General features: G+C 60.5%; 15 protein-coding genes and 2 pseudogenes. 14 read left to right on the top strand and 3 right to left on the bottom strand.

Translation table 11 applies throughout. The annotated features are described in order from the left end of the window. The 10 genes and pseudogenes from DFO58_RS16760 to DFO58_RS16725 all read left to right on the top strand — a co-directional run bounded on the left by DFO58_RS16760 (position 1) and on the right by DFO58_RS16725 (position 7,800). Entirely contained in the window at positions 1-1,497 is a 1,497-nt protein-coding gene (locus DFO58_RS16760; RefSeq protein ID WP_120991760.1) for an FGGY family carbohydrate kinase, read from the top strand. 28 nt (positions 1,498-1,525) lie between these two features. Further along, entirely contained in the window at positions 1,526-2,776 is a 1,251-nt protein-coding gene (locus tag DFO58_RS16755) for a phospholipase D-like domain-containing protein (RefSeq protein WP_082344901.1), read from the top strand. A 572-nt stretch (positions 2,777-3,348) separates the two neighbouring features. Further along, positions 3,349-4,583: pseudogene (locus DFO58_RS16750) on the top strand (IS3 family transposase). A gap of 5 nt (positions 4,584-4,588) precedes the next feature. Next, a complete protein-coding gene (locus DFO58_RS18910) occupies positions 4,589-4,798 on the top strand; it encodes an LPXTG cell wall anchor domain-containing protein (RefSeq protein ID WP_120991797.1) in 210 nt (69 codons plus the stop codon). 359 nt (positions 4,799-5,157) lie between these two features. Further along, a complete protein-coding gene (locus DFO58_RS18840; protein WP_286163647.1) occupies positions 5,158-5,325 on the top strand; it encodes a hypothetical protein in 168 nt (55 codons plus the stop codon). Then, positions 5,264-5,512, top strand: coding sequence for a response regulator (locus DFO58_RS18905; protein ID WP_353616389.1), 249 nt, complete (start codon positions 5,264-5,266; stop codon positions 5,510-5,512). Before DFO58_RS18840 ends, DFO58_RS18905 begins: the two co-directional genes overlap by 62 nt. Further along, a pseudogene (locus DFO58_RS18835) lies at positions 5,491-5,796 on the top strand (IS481 family transposase); the annotation flags it as partial. The gene DFO58_RS18905 and the pseudogene DFO58_RS18835, both read left to right, overlap by 22 nt. Before the next feature lie 106 nt (positions 5,797-5,902). Next, positions 5,903-7,191, top strand: a protein-coding gene (locus DFO58_RS16735; protein WP_120991759.1) for an IS3 family transposase whose coding sequence is annotated in 2 segments (ribosomal slippage) — positions 5,903-6,176 and positions 6,176-7,191 — 1,290 coding nt in all. Because the reading frame shifts where the segments join, the coding sequence is not laid out codon by codon here. Between the two features lie 62 nt (positions 7,192-7,253). Beyond that, on the top strand, positions 7,254-7,535 hold the full coding sequence (locus DFO58_RS16730; RefSeq protein ID WP_147407322.1) for a hypothetical protein: 282 nt from the start codon (positions 7,254-7,256) through the stop codon (positions 7,533-7,535). Positions 7,536-7,563: 28 nt separating this feature from the next. Beyond that, positions 7,564-7,800: a hypothetical protein gene (locus DFO58_RS16725; RefSeq protein WP_120991757.1), complete on the top strand. Its 237-nt coding sequence runs from the start codon at positions 7,564-7,566 to the stop codon at positions 7,798-7,800. Between the two features lie 510 nt (positions 7,801-8,310). Here the strand turns inward: DFO58_RS16725 and DFO58_RS16715 are convergent. Continuing rightward, entirely contained in the window at positions 8,311-8,649 is a 339-nt protein-coding gene (locus tag DFO58_RS16715; RefSeq protein WP_120991755.1) for an ATP-binding cassette domain-containing protein, read from the bottom strand. Then, on the bottom strand, positions 8,646-9,686 hold the full coding sequence (locus tag DFO58_RS16710; RefSeq protein WP_286163646.1) for an ABC transporter permease: 1,041 nt from the start codon (positions 9,684-9,686) through the stop codon (positions 8,646-8,648). The genes DFO58_RS16715 and DFO58_RS16710 overlap by 4 nt, the downstream gene beginning before the upstream one ends. A 525-nt stretch (positions 9,687-10,211) precedes the next feature. Between DFO58_RS16710 and DFO58_RS16705 the strand changes: the two genes are divergently transcribed. Then, on the top strand, positions 10,212-11,867 hold the full coding sequence (locus tag DFO58_RS16705; RefSeq protein ID WP_120991753.1) for an AMP-binding protein: 1,656 nt from the start codon (positions 10,212-10,214) through the stop codon (positions 11,865-11,867). Further along, positions 11,860-12,585, top strand: a complete 726-nt coding sequence (locus DFO58_RS16700; RefSeq protein WP_053799173.1) for an enoyl-CoA hydratase/isomerase family protein — start codon at positions 11,860-11,862, stop codon at positions 12,583-12,585. The genes DFO58_RS16705 and DFO58_RS16700 overlap by 8 nt, the downstream gene beginning before the upstream one ends. Before the next feature lie 192 nt (positions 12,586-12,777). Here the strand turns inward: DFO58_RS16700 and DFO58_RS16695 are convergent, their stop codons facing one another. Beyond that, positions 12,778-14,334: an FAD-dependent oxidoreductase gene (locus DFO58_RS16695; protein WP_120991752.1), complete on the bottom strand. Its 1,557-nt coding sequence runs from the start codon at positions 14,332-14,334 to the stop codon at positions 12,778-12,780. A gap of 254 nt (positions 14,335-14,588) precedes the next feature. Between DFO58_RS16695 and DFO58_RS16690 the strand changes: the two genes are divergently transcribed. Next, positions 14,589-15,629 carry a hypothetical protein gene (locus DFO58_RS16690; RefSeq protein ID WP_147407320.1) on the top strand — a complete coding sequence of 347 codons (1,041 nt, stop codon included), beginning with the start codon at positions 14,589-14,591 and terminating at the stop codon, positions 15,627-15,629. Beyond that, positions 15,629-15,901: a ferredoxin gene (locus DFO58_RS16685; protein ID WP_120991750.1), complete on the top strand. Its 273-nt coding sequence runs from the start codon at positions 15,629-15,631 to the stop codon at positions 15,899-15,901. The genes DFO58_RS16690 and DFO58_RS16685 overlap by 1 nt, the downstream gene beginning before the upstream one ends. The last annotated feature ends 167 nt before the right edge of the window (positions 15,902-16,068 follow it).

Here is a 16,068-nt window from a genome sequence, read left to right as displayed (position 1 = left end):
ATGACTTCAGCAAACACAGGACAAGCATCAAAGGATACGCCGATATCCGTGACTCTCGGATTTGATGTGGGGACCTCTAGCAGCAAAGGAGTGCTGGTCGATTCGCAGGGGAATATCCTTGCGCAGGCAACAAGATCGCATGAGGTTTCACGGCCAGAACCTGGATGGCATGAGATGGATCCCGAACTCTGGTGGGAAGAATTTCAGGATATCTCGCGCGAGCTACTGGCACATGGACACTACAAAGTCGCTGCGGTAGGCGCTAGTGGCATGGGACCCTGCGTCGCCATCGCAGACCGCCACGGAGTGCCCTTACATCCAGCTATCCTCTATGGAGTAGACACCCGTGCAACCCAACAGATCCAAGCCCAAAATACACTGCTGGGTGCCGAAGATATTTACACTCGCTGCGGGTCCTTCCTGTCATCGCAATCTGTTGGGCCGAAGCTGCAATGGCTTGAGGAGAATGAATCCGAGTCATTTAAAGAAGCCCGCATGTTCTTCATGCCTTCGAGCTGGATCGTCTACCGTTTAACCGGCCAATACGTTTTGGACCATCATTCAGCGAGCCAATCCACACCTCTATATGATCTGTCATCAGCAGGCTGGTACGAACCATGGTTTGAGAAGATCGCGCCTCAGATCAATAGGCCTCGCTTGCTCTGGCCCGATGAACAAGCAGGAACCATTACTGCTGAAGCGGAACTTCAAACTGGAATTCCTGCCGGAACTCCAGTGATCGCCGGCACCGTCGATGCCTGGGCCGAAGCCATTTCTGTGGGAGCAACTCGCACGAATGACACCATGCTCATGTACGGCACAACCTTGTTTATAGTCCACCACACTCAGCGATCACTGCGTCACCGCTCCCTATGGAGCACCGCAGGAACAAGACCCGGTGCCTACTGCTTGGCCGCTGGGCTAGCGACTTCCGGAGCAATCACCCAATGGATCCGCGAACTAACCCAGACTGACTATGAAAACCTGTTCCGAGAAGCCGAAAAAAGCGGGCCGGGCGCTAAAGGCCTCGTGATGCTCCCCTACTTCAGCGGCGAACGAACACCCCTCCACGATCCCCAAGCCCGGGGAGTGCTGGCCGGCTTGGAGCTGTCTCATACGCAAGGTGACATCTTCCGCAGCGCGCTGGAAGGAGTTGGCTACGCAGTACGCCATAACTTGGAAACGTTCCAGCAAGCTGGCGGAACAACACAACGAATGTTCGCAGTTGGCGGTGGAACAACGAGCAAGCTATGGCCACAAATTATCAGCGAAATCCTCGGGACAGAACAGATCATCCGCAAGTACGCCATCGGTGCCAGCCTGGGTATGGCATTTCTTGCAGCCTCGCTGTTCACCGATCCAGACATCGAACGCTGGAACCCCGTTCTGTATAAAACACAACCCATCAAAAATCCGGTGTACGAAGCCAGATACCAACAATTCCGAGATTTGTATCCTGCAACGAAGAATATCGTCCACGATCTGTCCCGGAAATAATTCCGGTCAAAGACAATAAGGATTTGCCATGAAAATTCCAACCAAGATCAGTGCCCTAGCATTGGCTACGACGTTGTCGGTAACTGCTATCCCAGCGGCGAACGCCCAATTGGCAGGTTTGAGCACTTCGCGTTCCACCAATCTGCAAGAAGCTACCTACAAGCAAGCTGAGGTGCCCTGCGCACAAGCGAAGGAAGTACAGGTCGAAACAGGTGCAGTATTCAGTGATCCACTCCAGAACAGGGCAGGAGCTGTTGCCGAACGACTATGTTCCTACTTCAAGCAAGCTGATACAGGTTCAACGATCTCACTAGCAGCTTTCGTCATTTCTGGCGCATCTGGTGAAGACTATGTCAATGAACTTCTGGCGGCCTACCAGCGAGGGGTCAATGTCCAGGTAGTTATCGACGGCTGGCAAATAAGTTCTGCTCCCGCAGCACGGTTGATTGATGCCCTAGGCACAGACATTAAAGCAAAGTCATGGGTCGCCGTATGCAAGCACGAATCCCCTGAAGGAAATACTTCATCGTGCCAAGGCACCAAAGGGATGCACAACAAGTTCGCCTTGTTCTCCTCCGTTTCAAATGAGCGAAACGTCGTAGTCCAGTCATCAGCCAACGTCACGGACGTCAACCATACAAGCTACTGGAACAACGCTCTGACCGTGAAGGGAGATGAGAAGCTCTACCGCGCATACAAGAAGTACCACAAGGACCTTTCTAAGATGACGCAGGATCCGGACTACTACAAGGAGCATCATTCACGCGGTGAAGATGGATTCAGTGTCGCCCGGTTTTTCCCGTCTGGCTCACTGGATCCAGTGAGCGAAAGACTCTCCCATCTAGATTGCATAGCAAATGAGACGACGATTGCGGTTGGGATCAGCGAATGGGACTCGACGCGAACAGCTATCGCAGAAGAGCTTGCCAGACTTAGTAATGCCGGTTGTAACGTATCAGTTGTCGCTGGTCCTGTAGCGCCCAACATTTCAAAGATCTTGAACAACTCACAAGTTCCCTTAGGCGACTTGTCTCAGACAGACACTACCGGTCGGATCCATTCGAAATTCTTTGTAGTAGACAAGGCCTACGACGATTCCAGACCTAACCAGCATGGCCCGAGCTCATTCGTTTTCACCGGAAGCCACAACTATAACGAAACAAGCCTCAAGCGCAACGATGAAGCAATTCTCGAACTGCATAATCAACACGTTGTTCAGCAATACATGGAAAACACCGAACGCTTATGGGAAGCAACCCTAGAAGCGGAAGACTCCTAAGACGTGGGACGCAGATTCCACTACGGCATAAGAGAATTAGATCAGGGGTAGACCAAGGGATGCAGCGTCCAGGATTCGTTGGATGTTGCATCTCTTTGTCTCAATTCTCCTGTAGGAGGCGCAACCTGCCAGCCCTTGGGGGAAACTGACAAGTTCCAATAGGCTTCGCCAATATTGGGGACCTGAACGGTTCTCCCACCCACTGGTTTAGTCTGCGCATGCAGCAAACGGGTCTATCTCAATTGGCGACCTGCTTTTCCGGCTCAACTGCATGTTGAATCATGCACTCACCGGGAGATTGCGTATCGGATGAACTGTGAAAGACGCCTGCTGTAACTCACATAACCGGCACACCACCGTAGCTGGTTGCATCGCCCCTGCAAGCAACATCAAGAATAAAATGTGGATTGACGGATCTTCTCGCGGATACCACGCCCTCTCGCTTCCTACACGAGGCAAACCGTCTGCACCGTAAAGACCGTCATTGAATGAATGACACTGGGGTTAGCCTGAATTAGTGGACACCCGAACAAGCGGGATCACCCGATCCCACATTTGAGAGGATGTCACTAATGAGCAATATGAAAAAGCAACGCAGGTCCTTCACCGAGGAGTACCGCAGGGAAGCCGCCGGCCTGGTCATCGACACCGGACGCACCATCAGCGCGGTCGCCAAGGAACTGAACCTCGGCGAGCAAACACTGGGCACCTGGGTGAAGAAAGAACGATCCCGCCGAGGCCTGGACGGTGAGCCGACCGGAGCATTGGACGAGTCCGAACGTGAAGAACTCAAACGCTTGCGCAAGGAAGTCTTCGAACTGCGGGAGGACAACCGTTTCCTGGGAAAAGCGGCGTCCTTCTTCGCGTCGAAGCAACATCGGTCGAACGGTTCGAACTGATGCACGCGTTGAAGGATGAGTTCGCCTTGACCCGCATGGCGTCATTGCTTCACGTTTCGAAATCCGGGTACTACGCCTGGAGGCAACGCTAATCCGCTGGCCCGTCCCCGAGGGCTGCCGCGCAGCGGGCACGGGATGTGAAGGTCGCCAAGATCTTCAACGACTCCCATCAGACCTACGGGGCGCCGCGGGTGGCCGCGCAACTGGCCCGCGAGGGATCCCCGGCCGATCCCAAGACCGTCGCTGCTTCAATGCTGCGCCAGGGCATCGAAGGGATCAGCCCACGGAAGTTCACCCCCGTGACCACGATCCAAGGCGTTGACACGTACCACCTGCCGGATCGGGTGCGCCGTCAATGGGACCAGGGAGCCTTGGACAAGGTCTGGATCAGCGACATCACCTATCTGCGCACCAATGAGGGCTGGCTGTACTTGTGCGCAGTGCGTGATGGCTGCTCCCGCCGGGTGCTGGGCTGGGCGCTGGATAGCGTGCAGAACACCGATCTGGTGGAACGGGCCCTGCGCATGGCCAGAACCCTGCGCGGACAGATTCCGGGTCAGGTGGTGTTCCACGCGGACCGTGGCTCGCAATTCACCTCGGCCCAGTTGCATGAGGTGGCCATTGAGTTGGATTTGCTGCAGTCCGTTGGGCGCACGGGCGTGTGCTGGGATAACGCCATGAGCGAGTCATTCTGGTCGACGTTGAAGACCGAATTCTATGACCGCTACCGATGGGCTACCCGGGCGGACGCCAAGCAGAAGGTCGCGTGATGGATTGAGGATTTCTATGACCGACGCCGGCTGCATTCAAGTCTGGGGATGGTTCCTCCGGTGGAGTTTGAGCAGCTGCTTCGCAGCCAGCAGGAACGCGTTGAGCAGCATGGGACCGCGCTAACGCTGGCTGCATGAGCTAGATCACGTGTCCACTAATTGCGGGGAACCCCACTGCATCAGGGAGAGAAGTAGTTGAAAAAACTGAAGTTGCCTCGTCCAAATCTACGCAGGTAGAAGGTGAGCTTGCCAAAACAGGAGCCAACGCCTCGATTACTATCGTTGCCGGTGGCCTGTTGCTGGCCGCAGCGGGTATCGCACTGACCATGTCGCGACGTCGGAACAAGCACTAAACATTCAGTAGGTAGGTCATCCGTCTGACCCTGCAGAGATTCTTCTTGGGCAGGCGGCGATGAATCCGCTACCCAGGGCGCTGTACCAATCATGTGATTGGTACAGCGCCCTGGGTTTTTCTCCCACCAGCATTGGTTCCCCGTTCTTTCTGATGTCCGTATCGTGTGGAAAAGGGGCAGAACCCTTTCGGATGCCAGCAAATTTTGAACAGTTCTGAGAACCATAGTGCTAATTCGTTACCGGTTCTGAACGGTTCAATTCGCGGCTCAAAGAATCATTAGGTAGACGATACAGAGAGATTCGGGGGAGGACAGAACATATACTTCGTCTCATAGCTGCGCAACATAGTGTACTGGTAGTGGAAGATGATGCAGCTCTCTCCATGATGCTCAAGGAATTGTTCGAAGGTGAAGGTTACGAGGTTGTAGTTGCTCGTGACGGGCAGCGGGCTTTGCAGCTCGGGTTTGGCCGTCACTTCGTTGTCTTGGTTTTCGATCGGGGGTTTACCCATTATCGAGGGGCTTGATATTTTAGAGCGTTTACGGCGAAAAGGCATTAGTTCTCCTGCACTGATTTTGTCGGCTTTGAGCAATCCGGCGGATAGGGTTGAGGGTCTTGACCGTGGGGCGGAGGACTATCTAGGTAAGCCACCACATTTGAGGACACCAGCCCGACTGCGGGCAAGGACGCGGCGGCGAGCCCGGAACCGGTGAAGCTCGGTGCCACGCTGCGGGCCGAACTGATGGAGCCTGCCGGCAGCCAGCTGATGCGCGTGAACAAGAACCGGTGCTTGAAGGTGGCTGGCGCCTAGCTCTATCTGGGCAAGCTACTGCGCTCAACGTTGGTGAAAGTCCTCTGGGACCAAGCGGAGCTGATGGTGATCTCGATGGATGACGAGCTGATCACTAAATACGACTATCCGTTCCCCGCTGGGGTGACGTACCTGAGCTTGCGGCATGCGAAAGAGAAGTTCCAGAACACGCCTGACGTGAAGTGACTGTTACCGATGTCTCGAGACATCACACCTCTTATTTATAAATGGCGATACACGCTGAACCGTCCCGGGTTTGATGCCGCTGTCTTTCGAGAGAAAGATAGCAACCATGCCCAAGAAATACCCTGCCGAAGTCCGCGACCGCGCCGTAGCGATGGTTCTGGACCGGCTCTCCGAATATCCTTCCGTGTATGCGACCTGCAAGGCCCTGGCTCCGAAGCTGGATGTCGGTCCCGAATCATTGCGCCGCTGGGTGCTGCAGTCCCAGGTCGACGCCGGTGTGAAGGACGGGCCGACCACCGATGAACAGGACGAGCTCAAGCGGCTACGCGCGGAAAACCGGGACCTGAAGGAAGCCAACGAGATCCTGAAGGCGGCATCGATTTTCTTCGCGAGGGAACTCGACCCTCGCCGCCGCTAATCTGTCGGTTCGTTGATGAACAACGGGCCGAAGGTCATGCGGTCGAGTCGATCTGCGCCGTCCTGCGCGAGCAGGGCGTACAGGTTGCCGCACGAACCTACCGGGCATGGAAAACAAGGGTTCCGGCCCTGCGAGCAGTTGAAGATGCGAAGGTCATTGACACGTTGCGCGGGCTTAACAAGCGAGATGCCAAAGGACGACCCCGGCCGGAAATCCTCTACGGCCGCTGGAAAATGACCGCATGGCTGCGCCGCAACGGCTTCCCCGAGGTCTCCAAACACACCGTTGACCGACTCATGCGTGACGAGGGCATGAACGGCCTGATCCGGGGCCGCAAGACCCGCACCACCATCCCTGGCAAGGACGGTCGGCGAGCCGGCGACCTGTTGAACCGGAACTTCAGCGCCAGCGCCCCCAACCGCATTTGGGTCACGGATTTCACGTATGTTCCGGTGTATTCCGGATTCGTCTACGTGGCCTTGGTGATCGACCTGTATTCGCGGGCCATCGTCGGGTGGGAAACCTCCACGGTCAAGGACACGGCGTTCGTGGAGCAGTGCCTGAAAATGGCGCTGGGGCGCCGAAAATACAGCAATAGACCGGTTGACAAGGGACTTTTGCATCACTCAGATGCGGGAAGCCAATACACCTCGATCCGGTACACCGACACCTTGGAAATTGAGGGGCTGGTTCCTTCGATCGGCAGCGTCGGCGACGCTTACGATAATGCCGCCGCGGAGACCGTGATGGGCTTGTTCAAGAACGAGGCCGTGGCCAAAGGTTCCCCCTTCCGCGCTGGTGCGTTGAAGACCGAATCCGACGTCGTGGAGGTCGTCTTCGACTGGGTCTTTTGGTACAACAATGATCGCTTGCATTCCTCGCTGGGCCACCAGACGCCGGAGGAATTCGAGCAAACCTACTATGATGAAAATTCCGGCTCGTTACCCGACGCTGCCGCACACAAGACGGCGGCATGATTTCCGGGACGGTTCACGGATACGCCAAAATCTCTCTGGGCCTAGCCAAACTTGTAACCAAAATGAGCAAAGCATCCAAAACAAGCAGCCTTGGGAAAGCTTATGCCGCATGGAACAAGCTCGGAACATCAAATAAGGCCAAATTCAACGAGTTGATTGCACGGGCAAAAAACTTCGCTCAAGACGTCGTCAAGAAGGGCGCGTCCTCGGCCTTTGCGAAGCACAGGAAGCAGAGCACCAAATCCGCAGCTATGCTGGTTCTCTTGAGAGAAGGCGGCCTCGTGGTGGCCAGTGTCTTCGGTGTAAAATCCTGCTTTGAAGTCGTAAGGGAAGTCTGGAAATAGTGAACAACTACATCGAAGGTTACGTATCATGAACCCCATCATCACCTGGGCTATGTCCTTGTTGCTTTTTTTCATCGTTTTCTACACCGCGCGGAAACTCCAGCCGGTCCAGACCGCGGACCAAACAACTGGCGCAAAAGCACCGTTAAGTAAACGAATTTCTGGATTCATCGCCACGTTCGATTATCTCAGCTGGGCTCTACTAATAGCCGCGGTTTGCTTCCTGATTGCTGCCATAGCGCAGACCATCGGAACGTTTAGCTAAATATTTCCATTGGGACGTCTGGAGAACTTTCCAGGCGTCCCAATTGTGTGCCGGTACTTATTGGAAGCATTTAAGTGACCGCACAGACGACTCGTCCAAGGGGTTTGACGTCCTTCCGTGTCTCCTTTTTCGATGCGCCTAAAGGTCTGCTCTGACTGCTGCTGCCGTTTGGAAACTTACGGGAATCGAAGTAGCTGCGAGAACTCCCGTCCATCAGCAAATCCACCGTATCTGTATGTCAGGCTGACTTTGTCTGCTTCGCCGCTCTTGGGATCGGCGGCTACTCTTGCCTCTCGAGCTCTTGCGGGCGTAGTTTTCCTGCATCTAATGCATGTTTCCATGGTTTAGGGGCGTCGTGAGTGATGTCGTTCCTGGCTTCGTCCCGCGGATGCTGGTGGATCCGGACATTGGGCTATTCCGGGCAGACGAACGAGTGTACACTGCAATGCTGGATGGGTGGCAGGCACAGATGCTGGCCCGCGGGCTCCCCACTCAGACCATCAAACAGCGCTACCAGCCTCTGGAACGGTTCCAACGGTTTACGGGTGAGTTCCCATGAGCTTGGGCTTTCGAGCTCAACGCCGTCAGCTCGTGTTCATCGAGCCGCACCTGACCGGAATCCGGTTGTGACAAGGATCCGGCCACGGCCAGCAGGGAGGACTTGCCAGAGCCCGAAGGTCCCACGATAGCGGCGAATTCGCTGCGGGCAACATGAAGATCAACTGCATCCAGCGCCCGGACTTGCTGGTCGCCGTCACCCAAAACCAGCGTCACCGCACTGAGGGAAAGTCCAGATCCGGTGCTCCTGTCCTGCGTGGGTGACGAGTGCGGTGCGGTTTCTTGGCTCATCGGTTTCCTCCAAGGGCGGTCAGCGGGTCAACTTTGGCAATGCGGACAATCGAGACGGCGGCACCGAGCAGGCCCAGCGCTATGGACAAGCCGGTAGCAACAGCGATCGGCCCGCCTTCCAGCGAGAACGGAACCCCAGTTGGCATGAGCACTCCCAGTCCCAAGCCTGCGGCCAGCCCGATGAAGGTAAATCCGACCAGCAAGATTGCTGCTTGGGCGATACCGTCGCGCAGCAGGTAGCCGACGGGGGCGCCCATCGCCCGCACCACGGCAATTTCTTGTTTCCGCTGGATGGTCCACACCGAGAAGAAGGCGCCAACCACCAGAGCGCAGATGGCGTAGAGGAAGGTCTGGATCATATTGAGAGTCGTCGTTTCTGCTTGGTAGCCGGGTGATGCATTGAAGGCCTCGGAGAGCTCCATGCTCGTCGCCGAAGCGGCGGCATCGCCGTCAGACAAGGAGGGTGTGCTTCCGGGAACGAATTGAAGTGCGGCGACGCTGGCATAGTCGAAGTCGAGCTTGTCGATGTCATTCTGGGTGGGAGCACCCTCCGGGGCCCGCCCGGAAGCGATCAGCTGCCATGTCTGCAACGGCAGATAGGCCACGTCCACGTGGCCGAAGGTCGCTTGTCCCTGAGTGAATCCAATGACCGTCAGCTGAGTGTCGAGACGGTCAAGGGTCAGCACCGTTCCCAACTCCACGCCTTCTTTCCGCAAAGTATCGGAGACGACAATGCCGTCGACCTTGCCAAGCCGAGAACCCTCGGAGACTTCAGGGGAGAGGAAAGAATCCGAAGCAACACCAAAGAGCGCCACGTCAACCTGCGCACCATCATTGATGACCCCGTTGGCCATGGAACTGTCCATGGGCTGGGCACTTTGGATTCCAGGTTGCCCAGACCAGATGTCAATCTGCTCCATCTCAAGCATGGATCGCGAAAACGCGTTGTCGGTCTTGGTGCCCTCGTCGAAGGCGAAAGCCGAGGCGGGCATGGATTTGAGTCCGGAGACGCCGTCATTGACGAGTCCCGCCGACATCCCCGAAAGCATGACTGAGAGAATCGCGATGAGAGCGATAACCGCCCCCATAAGGCTGAAACGCCCTTACGCATACGCCAATTCTCGTAGCGCTAAAAACATGATGAACCTTAGGTTGAGAGAATTTTTTCGACAGGTTGTCGATAAGATGCAAACATCATGTCGGAAAGAATCGATCGATCGCAAACTGGATTCCGCACTCAGGAATTCTGAACGGTCATGCTGATTCCGGAAGCTACAGAATGGCACCCCTACTGCGGGCCACAGGACCTGAATGGATAAACCGTCGAATGGATGCAAGGTCTCTCACCGTCCGCGTCAGGCCTAGGGATACGGCCTTGGTTGCGTTACTCCCGCCCACCGGGACAGCTTCCGCGTTGCATTCCCAACCTCAGTAGCCTCGAACTATTTCCCCCCGCGCATGTCCCAACGGGTCTGCCGAGCGGAAATCCAGCTGGATTACGCCAACACAGAGCGTCCCCACAGTTGCGGACGGTGCTGCGAAAAGACAAGGGAGCCACGTGCATGCACAGCCATGAGCAACCGCAAACCATCCCCGCCCTGGTGGCCTACGCCGCCGAGCACTTCACCGACCGGGAAGCGCTGGTCGATGGGCCGGTGCGCCTGAACTTCGCCGAACTGGCCGAGCAGGTCCGCCAGGCCTCCGCGGCGCTGATCGCCAGCGGCGTGAAGCACGGCGACAAGGTCGCCATCTGGGCGCCGAACACCGCGCGCTGGGTGATCGCGGCACTGGCCGCCACCAGCGTGGGCGCCGCCATGGTGCCGCTGAACTCGCGCTACCGCGGCGTCGAGGCGCACCAGATCCTCTCCCGGGCCGAGGCCCGGGTTTTGTTCGTCGCCGAAGGCTTCCTGGACACCTCCTACACCCGGCTGCTGGTCGACGGGGCCGCGCAGCTGGGCTACACCGACGAATCCCACGTGGTTCCGGGCCTGCCCAAGCTGAAGACCCTGGTCAGCCTGCCGGCGGGGCCATCCGGCGCTCCGGTGGACTCGGCGGTGCTCCCGCTGGCCAGCTGGGACGACTTCCTGGCCTCCGGCCTCGGCGTGGACCCGGCCCTGGTGGCCGAGCGCGCAGCACAGGTCACCGCGGACGACGTCGCGGATGTCATCTTCACCTCCGGCACCACCGGGCGCAGCAAGGGCGTCGTCTCCGCGCACCGCCAGTCCCTGGGCGTCAGCTACGCCTGGGCCGGCCATGCGCAGATCTCCGCGGAGGACCGCTACCTGGTGGTCAGCCCGTTCTCGCACACCTTCGGATACAAGGTCGGCATCCTGGTCTGCCTGGCCACCGGCGCGGCCATCTACCCCATGGCGACCTTCGACCTGGATGAAACGGTCCGCCTGCTGCGCGAGGAAAAGATCAGCGTCATCCCCGGCGCCCCGACCATCCACCAGTCGATCCTGGACCACCCGGACTTCCCGGCCGCGGAAGAGACCAACTGGCGCCTGGCCGTGCTCGGCTCCGCCATGGTCCCTGACCGGCTGCTCGAACGCCTGCGCACCGAGGCCCAGGTCCAGCAGCTGACCACCGCCTACGGGCTGAGCGAGGCGGTTGTGGTCACCATGTGCCGCCCGGGCGACAGCGCCCACACCGTCACCACCACCGCAGGCCGGCCCACTGCCGGCTTCGAGGTGCGCGTGGTGGACACCGGCGGCCGGATAGTCCCGGCCGGCACCCCGGGAGAGATCCTGGTGCGCGGCGAGAACGTGATGCTCGGCTACCTGGACGACCCGCAGGCCACCTCGAAGGCCATCGACGCCGACGGCTGGCTGCACACCGGGGACATGGGCAAGCTCAACGAGGACGGCTACCTGAGCATCGTTGACCGCATCAAGGACATGTTTACCGTGGGCGGGTTCAATGTCTACCCGGCCGAGGTGGAGAACACCATCGGTTCGCTGGACGGGGTCTCCGCCTGCGCGGTGCTCCCCCAGCCCGATGCCCGCATGGGCGAGGTCGCCCACGCGGTAGTGGAGGTGCTGGCCGGCTCGCAGCTGACCGAGCAGGACGTCATCACACACTGCCGCAAGTGGCTGGCCAACTACAAGGTGCCGCGCACCGTGGAAATCACCGCCCAGCTGCCGCGCAACGCGGCCGGCAAGATCCTCAAGCGCAACATCCGCCCGCTCGCACCCACCTCGGCAGGCGCCAATGCCTAGCCTGCGACTTGAATCAACCACCGCGATTCTGGACCTGGGCGGAGATGAGAACCGCCAGTCCCTGGCCTGGCTGCAGGAGGTCAACGACCTGCTGGACCAGGTGCTCGCCGGCGAAGCCACCGCCTTGGTCACCACCGGCTCGGGCAAGTTCTACTCCAACGGGCTGGACGTGGCCGAGGCCGACGGCCCGGTGGAACTGGACCCGGACTACGTGCGCGAGCTGCAGGCGGTGTACGCAAGATTCCTGGCCCTGCCGATGCCCACCGCGGCGGCCGTCAACGGCCACGCCTTCGGCGGCGGGGCGCTGCTGGCCATGGCCCACGACTACCGGCTGATGCGCACCGAACGCGGGTTCTTCTGCTTCCCGGAAGTGAACATCGGCATCGCCTTCACCGAAGGCATGGCGGCCCTGGTGCAGTCCAAGCTCAGCGCTGCGCAGGCCCGCGACGCCATGCTCACGGGGCGGCGCTTCGACGGGGATCAGGCGGCCGCGGCCGGGCTGGTCGACGAGGCCGTCCCGGTGGAACAGCTCGTCGAGCGCGCCGTGCAGCTGGTTTCCGAGAACACGCCGCAGCACCCGGACACCCTGGGCGCCGTCAAGGAGATCATGTACGCGGACGCCGTGAAGGCCCTGGCGCTGCCGCACCGGCCAGCTGGCGCACTGGCCGGCTGGCGCGCTGGCCGGCTCCCGCTAGGGACAGACGCCGCCAAACCATAAGAAGCACCACCCAGCCGGGGCCGCCTCCATCATGGATGCGGCCCGGGCTGCGTTGCGCTGTGAAAAACCCGGCAACGCCGCACGCAGGGCGCAGAACGCAGAGAACAGAGTACAGCAAAATAGCCGAAGCCGGCTGGCGCACCTTGCGGTGCGCCAGCCGGCTTCGGCTTGTGGACTTCCCGGCGGGCGGTCCTAGACGGACTGCGCCTGGGCCGGTGCCTTCAGGGTCTGGGCTGCGCGGTAGGCGAAGACCATACCCGAACCCAGCGGGGTGCCCGGACCCGGGTAGAAGCCGCCGGAGAAGGATGCGCTGGTGTTGCCCACCGCGTACAGGCCCTCGATGGCGGTGCCGTCCTCGCGCAGCACGCGGGCGTCCACGTCGGTGCGCAGGCCGCCCTTGGTACCCAGGTCGCTGAGCACCATGCGGGCGGCGTAGAACGGCGCCTGGTCCACAGGGATCAGGGTCGGGCCCGGACCGTATTCAGGATCCGCGAAGAACTGGTCGTACGGGTTCTCGCCGCGGTGGAAGTCCTCGTCCACGCCGGTGACGGTGAAGCCGTTGAAGCGCTCGATGCTTGCCTGCAGCGCGTCGGCCGGCAGGCCGGTGGCGGCAGCCAGCTCTTCGAGGGTGTCGGCCTTGACCCAGGTGCCGGCGTCCAGGTGCTCCTGCGGGGAGGTGTTGAACGGACGCATGATGCCCGGCATCTGGCCGCCGAAGCGCGAGTCGAAGATGAACCAGGACGGGATGCGCTCAGGCGCGGCGGCCAGCACGCGGCCCATCTGGTCGTAGGGCAGGCACTCGTTGGCGAAACGCTTTCCGTTGGCATCCAGCCACACGCCTCCGCGGAAGCCCAGCGCGAAGGCCGCGTTGCCCTTTGGCTGTGCGGCGCCCGGGCACCACCAAGCCTGGTGCAGCTGCTCCACCGCGCCGCCGGCCTTCTGGCCGGCGCGGATGGCGGTGCCGATGTTGGCGCCGGCCGGAGCCATGGTCCAGCCCGAGCTGCCCGGGGTGCCGTTCACGGTACGCAGGTCCTGGTTGGCTTCGAAGCCGCCGGCGCCCAGGATGACGCCTTCGGTGGCGTGGATGCGGCGGGTGCCCTCGGCGTCCTTGACGATCGCGCCGGTCACGCGGCCGTCCTCGGTGACAAGGTCCACGAGCTCGGTTTCCAGCTGGATGGTGCCGTTGCCGGTGTTGGTCAGTGCCAGCAGCAGGCGGCCGATGAGAGCCTGGCCTGCGGTCAGCGGGCCGTCCGGGTGCGGCTGGTTGTAGCGGTCGTATTCGACCAGCGGACGCACCAGGTCGGCCAGCTCACCGATTTCCTCGCGCGGCAGGTCCACCGGCATCATGGAGCGGCCCAGCGGCTTGCTCTCATGGGCGTTGAAGTAGTCCGGGAATGCGGTCCAGTAGAACTCGATGGCCGGATCCGATTCGAAGAACTCGACCAGTTCCGGGGCGGTATCCACGAAGGCCTCGCGGCGCTCCACCTCGTGGTCACCCATGACGGCCTTCAGGTAGGCCTTGGCCGACTCGCTGGAGTCCTCGACGTCGGCGCGCTGCTGCACCTGCGTTCCGGGCAGCCAGCAGGAAGCACCAGAGTAGGCCGAAGCGCCGCCCAGAAGGTTGGTCTTTTCCACGAGCAGGGTCTTCAGACCGCGCCGGGCCGAGCTGTAGGCGCCAGCCAGGGCCGCAGCGCCGGAACCGACGACTACGACCTCGTATTCGTCGTCCCAAGCCTGGTTGTTGGACATAGTTTCTCCTTTGTCGTCCACATGGGTGTGAGCGCTACCCAATCAGACTCGGCATGGTGCCTGGATGCCGCATCCCACCCAGTAGGACAATTCGGGACAAACCCGCTTCGAAGGTTTTTGTGACGTCCCACACACCGGGATTCACCGTTTCCAGAACGGAAATTTATGGCTAGATATAGACTTACGCCTTCTTCCGGGACCGGTCTCCGGAAAGAGCGTCTCCAGGTCAGGTGTGACGAAGGAATGGGATGCACATGGTTCGGGTCGATCCGCAGCCACTTGGCGATCAGTCGCCCCACGCTGTTCCCGCGCGCTACGCGCGAGGCTGGCACTGCCTTGGCCTGTCCCACAGATTCCGCGACGGCGGCGTGCACCGCCTCGCCGCCTTCGGCGTGACGCTGCAGGTGCAGGCAGATGGCCAGGACCAGCTGACCGCCCGGCTTGAGGCCGAACAGTTCGCGCAAGACCTTTCCTGCCTTGAGCAGGACGGCCTGTTCTACGTGTGGCACGACCCGCAAGGCAATCCGCCGCCGCAGGACCTGTCGATACCCCGCCTGCGCAGCGGCACCGGCTCGGAAGACGACGAAGACCTTGAATGGTCGGCTTGGGCGTGGAAGGAAACCACGCTCGCCGCCAGCACCGGCCAGGTCATGGAGCACGTAGTGCATCTGGCCGATTCGCCCCACGTCACCGAAAGCGAGCAGCTGTACTTCAAGAATGTTTTCGAAGGACAGCTGGCCACGCAGTACTTCGAGGGGCCGCTGCACCACAGCTATCAGCTGCAGGATCCGGGGCCGAATGCTGCGGCGATCCAGCTGGCGGACTCGGTGGCCGGCTACTACGGGCCGGCCGTCATGATCGCGCAGCTGGACTACGTGATGGAAGACCGCAATCTCGACGCCATCGTGCTCACCGCGCACTACCCCATCGACGAGCAGCACCTGGTGCTGATGACCGGGGTCATGGTCCGCACCGAGCAGCCCCCGGCCCCGGAACTGAAGACCGCCGCCGCCGGGCACGCCACGCAGATCCTGCGCTCGATCACCGGGGCCGTGCGCGCGCAGCTGGACGACGCGGCCGCAACGGGCTGCAGGGCCGCACGCGGGGCCAGCAGCCCCGTCGCGGCGCTGCACCGCTGGTACTCCCAGTTCTTCGTCGACGAGCAGGACGTTTCCCCGCAGATGACCGAGCGCTTCGAGTACGAGGTGGACACCACCATGCCGATGGACCTGTGGACCAGGTCCTCGGCCCGCAACCTGATCCTCCGCCGAGTCAACGGAAAGCAGCTGGCGTAATGTCGAACCGCGAGCAAGAACTAGACACCGCAATGCAGCAGGTGCGCTGCATCGAATGCCTGGCCAAGGTGCAGGTGCGTAAGAGCGCGTGGGAGCAGACCAGCGTCCAATGGACTGAAGAGGCGCTGGACCTGTGCCGCGAGCGCCCCGCCCGCGCTACGGGCAACCTGCCGCGCGACCAGTTCGTGGGCTGCGAGACCCTGCGCGCGGCGGTGCGCGATGAGACGGTGCAAGGCAACCTCAAGCTCGCAGATCGGGCCGCGGCTTCCTGACCGGGCCCAGCTGCTGCGGTTGCCCGGGGATTGCCCCGGCCTGCCCCTGCGGGCTCGCTGTAACCCGAAGTCATACCACCAGCCCCAGTGCCGCCTTCTGCCTGGCGACGGGTCACGGTTCCCTCCCCTGGTGAGCCACTGCGCCGGAGTGGAGCGCTGCCCTCCTG

The sequence above is a fragment of the Arthrobacter sp. AG1021 genome, from assembly GCF_003633665.1.
Lineage (GTDB): Bacteria > Actinomycetota > Actinomycetes > Actinomycetales > Micrococcaceae > Glutamicibacter > Glutamicibacter soli.
The sequence above is the reverse complement of the archived record's forward strand: the minus strand, read 5'-3'. Positions and strand labels throughout refer to the sequence as shown.

Excerpts from the sequence above, each read along its gene's own strand:
- DFO58_RS16760 (WP_120991760.1), top strand. The coding sequence starts at position 1 with ATGACTTCAGCAAACACAGGACAAGCATCAAAGGATACGCCGATATCC.
- DFO58_RS16755 (WP_082344901.1), top strand. The coding sequence starts at position 1,526 with ATGAAAATTCCAACCAAGATCAGTGCCCTAGCATTGGCTACGACGTTG.
- DFO58_RS16730 (WP_147407322.1), top strand. The coding sequence starts at position 7,254 with ATGAGCAAAGCATCCAAAACAAGCAGCCTTGGGAAAGCTTATGCCGCA.
- DFO58_RS16725 (WP_120991757.1), top strand. The coding sequence starts at position 7,564 with ATGAACCCCATCATCACCTGGGCTATGTCCTTGTTGCTTTTTTTCATC.
- DFO58_RS16715 (WP_120991755.1), bottom strand. The coding sequence starts at position 8,649 with ATGAGCCAAGAAACCGCACCGCACTCGTCACCCACGCAGGACAGGAGC.
- DFO58_RS16710 (WP_286163646.1), bottom strand. The coding sequence starts at position 9,686 with ATGTCGGCGGGACTCGTCAATGACGGCGTCTCCGGACTCAAATCCATG.
- DFO58_RS16705 (WP_120991753.1), top strand. The coding sequence starts at position 10,212 with ATGCACAGCCATGAGCAACCGCAAACCATCCCCGCCCTGGTGGCCTAC.
- DFO58_RS16700 (WP_053799173.1), top strand. The coding sequence starts at position 11,860 with ATGCCTAGCCTGCGACTTGAATCAACCACCGCGATTCTGGACCTGGGC.
- DFO58_RS16695 (WP_120991752.1), bottom strand. The coding sequence starts at position 14,334 with ATGTCCAACAACCAGGCTTGGGACGACGAATACGAGGTCGTAGTCGTC.
- DFO58_RS16690 (WP_147407320.1), top strand. The coding sequence starts at position 14,589 with ATGGTTCGGGTCGATCCGCAGCCACTTGGCGATCAGTCGCCCCACGCT.
- DFO58_RS16685 (WP_120991750.1), top strand. The coding sequence starts at position 15,629 with ATGTCGAACCGCGAGCAAGAACTAGACACCGCAATGCAGCAGGTGCGC.